We start from the raw sequence: 2715 nt of genomic DNA, 5'->3' as shown, positions 1-2715 counted from the left end.
AAACCCGCAACGTCCGAGCGTTGACGTCCTATAGGACGTCAACGCTCGGACGTTGCGGGGTAGGTGGACGGAGTAGCTACGGGTGGGGGTGCTGCTGGGGTCAGCGCTTGAGGTTGACCAGCTCTTGGAGGACCTCGTCGGAGGTGGTGATGACGCGCGAGTTCGCCTGGAAACCACGCTGGGCGATGATCAGGTTCGTGAACTCGGCCGAGAGGTCGACGTTCGACATCTCCAGTGCGCCGCCCGCGAGCTTGCCGCGGCTGCCTGTGCCGGCGGTGCCGATCCGGGGGTCCCCCGAGTTCGCGGACGTCCGGTAGAGCGAGCTGCCCGCCTTCTCCAACCCGGTGGGGTTGGTGAACGTCGCGAGCGCGATCTGCCCGATGGCCTGCTTGAGCCCGTTGCTGAACTGCCCGACGATCGTGCCGTCCTGGTTCAGCCCGAACGACTCCAGCGTGCCGGCCTGCTGGCCGTCCTGGACCAGCCCCTCCACCGAGGTCAGGCCCGCGAACCCGGTGATCGTGGACAGGTCCACCGTCACGGCGCCGACGGTAAGCGTGGACGGCGAGGTCAGCGCACCCCCGCCGCTGAAAGTCATCGCGGTGGGAGCCACGGTGCTCGCGCCGTCCGTCGCCCCGACGGTCCATGCCCCGGCCGAGAAGCCGAAGGTGAGCGCGAGGCTGCGCTTGTTGCCCACCGCGTCGTAGACGTCCATGGTCCGGTTCAGCACGGTCGGGTCCGGTGCATCGGAGGGTATGTTGCCGCCGAACGTCGCGTTGGCCGTCGCCTGGGCACTCATCAGGGTCGAGATCGGCAGCTTGATGTCCGACAGCGGGCCGTTGGCGTTGATGACCCCGCCGACGGCGGCCCAGCCCTGCACGAGCGAGCCGTCGGAGGTCACGAGCTGACCGATCGAGTCGAAGTTGAACGACCCGGCCCGCGTGTAGTACTGCTGCGCGCCGTTGCGGACCGTGAAGAAGCCGTCGCCGTTGATCATCATGTCGGTGCTGCGGTTGGTGAGCTGCGCGGCGCCCTGCTGGAAGTTCGTGGTGATCCCCGCGACGCGCACGCCGAGACCGACCTGGGCCGGGTTGGTCCCGCCGAGGCCGGCCTGCGCGGCGCCGCCGCTGGAGAGCGCCTGCGACAGGGTGTCCTGGAACTGGGTCTGGGACGCCTTGAAGCCGGTGGTGTTGACGTTGGCGATGTTGTTGCCGGTGACGTCAAGCATCGTCTGGTGGGCGCGAAGGCCGCTGATGCCGGAGAACAGTGAGCGAAGCATGATGAATCCCTTCGGGGTGAGGCGGGGCGAGAGGTCAGGTGGGGACGACGGGCGTGAGCGGAGCGGGGGCAGCCGCCGAGATGGTGGCGATGGCGTCGAGCGCGACGTCCTTGCCACCGACCGTGACGGTCGGGACGCCGCCAACGAACGAGACGGCGCTCGCGACCCCCGTGATGGTGGTCGTCCCGTCGGAGTAGGAGACGTTCTTGCCGACCAGGGCCGCCGCGGCGACCCGCATCTGCAGTGCGAAGCTCTCGCGCGACGTCGTGGACAGCTCGGTGAGTGCCTCCATGGAGGCCATCTGGGTGGTCTGCGCCATCAGGGCGTTGGAGTCCATCGGCGCCCCTGGGTCCTGGTTGCGCAGCTGCGTGACCAGGAGCTGGAGGAAGGCCTTCTTGTCCATCGTGTTGGCGTTCGGGTCGAGCGCCTTGGCCGTCCCCGAGAACACGCCGCCGCCGACGACGGGGCTCGTCAGCGTCGTACCTGCGCTCGCCGCGGTGATCGACTCGATACTCATGGGTGGGACTCCTGTCGGTGGTGATCGTGCTGGGCGCTGCTGGGGTGGGGCCGGCGCGGGCGTCAGACCGTGATGTCGAGGCGGCGGGAGCGGAACATGTCGGGGAGATCCGGTGGGCTGCCCGACGACGGGCCGGTCCGGGTCGGTGTGTTCGGCGCCGCACCACCGCGGCCAGGGCTGCCCGCGTTCCCCCGGCCGCCGGCGCCCGGCCGGCCGTCGAGACCGGCGCCGGTGCCGAAGCCGGTGCCGGCTCCCGGCTGGTCGTAGCCGGCGGAACCGAGCGTCAGGTTGGTGGCCTGGAGCCCCACGGCAGCGAGGTCGCGACGCAGGTCGGGCAGCGCGGCGCGGAGCAGCTCGCGGGCCTGGTCCGTGCCGCCGAGCAGCTCGATCCGGACGCCGTCGGCGGTGATGTGGGCGAGCACCCGGACCGGGCCGATGCTCGCGGGCGACACCCGCACGACCAGCACGTGCTCGCCCGGCCCGGCGGTCCGCATCGTGGCGATCGGTCCAGCGAGCTGCGCGGCGATGGGGCGCTCGGGGAGCGCACTCCCGAGCGGGCCGGCGAGCGGGCCGGCGAGCGCGGTCGGCGCCGAGGTCGCGACGACGGGCGGCGCGCCGACGATCACACCGGCCGGGCTCCCGGGGGCCGCCGCCGGATCGGCACCGACCGCGATCGCGCCGGGCACGGGGTCCGCGGAGGTCGGGTCGGGCCTGGGCGTTGGCCCGGTGGTGCCGAGCGCCCCCGTCGCCCCGGCGATGAGGGCTGCCACCTGCCCGGTGTTCGCGGTGTGCCCGGCGGGCGGGGCGACGCCGGGTGCGGTGCCGGCCGGATTGCCGGTCGGGCTGCCTGCCGAGCTGCCCGTCGGGTTGCCGGTCGCGCTGCCGGCAGTGCTGCCGGCAGGGCCGCCGGTCGGGCTGCCGG

Annotated in this window: 3 protein-coding genes; all 3 read right to left on the bottom strand. The window is 72.2% G+C overall.

Going from position 1 to position 2715, the window contains the following annotated elements; all coding sequences use genetic code 11:
• Positions 1-100: 100 nt before the first annotated feature.
• Positions 101-1276 carry a flagellar hook protein FlgE gene (locus tag VIM26_RS11380; RefSeq protein WP_331951212.1) on the bottom strand — a complete coding sequence of 392 codons (1176 nt, stop codon included), beginning with the start codon at positions 1274-1276 and terminating at the stop codon, positions 101-103.
• Positions 1277-1310: 34 nt separating this feature from the next.
• Positions 1311-1793 carry a flagellar hook assembly protein FlgD gene (locus VIM26_RS11375; protein WP_331951210.1) on the bottom strand — a complete coding sequence of 161 codons (483 nt, stop codon included), beginning with the start codon at positions 1791-1793 and terminating at the stop codon, positions 1311-1313.
• 62 nt (positions 1794-1855) lie between these two features.
• The coding region (locus VIM26_RS11370; protein WP_331951208.1) for a flagellar hook-length control protein FliK at positions 1856-2715 on the bottom strand (860 nt) is incomplete at its 5' end.

The sequence above is a fragment of the Pengzhenrongella sp. genome, assembly GCF_036565025.1.
Lineage (GTDB): Bacteria > Actinomycetota > Actinomycetes > Actinomycetales > Cellulomonadaceae > Pengzhenrongella.
This window is presented reverse-complemented; position numbering and strand designations above follow the sequence as displayed.

Excerpts from the sequence above, each read along its gene's own strand:
- VIM26_RS11380 (WP_331951212.1), bottom strand. The coding sequence starts at position 1,276 with ATGCTTCGCTCACTGTTCTCCGGCATCAGCGGCCTTCGCGCCCACCAG.
- VIM26_RS11375 (WP_331951210.1), bottom strand. The coding sequence starts at position 1,793 with ATGAGTATCGAGTCGATCACCGCGGCGAGCGCAGGTACGACGCTGACG.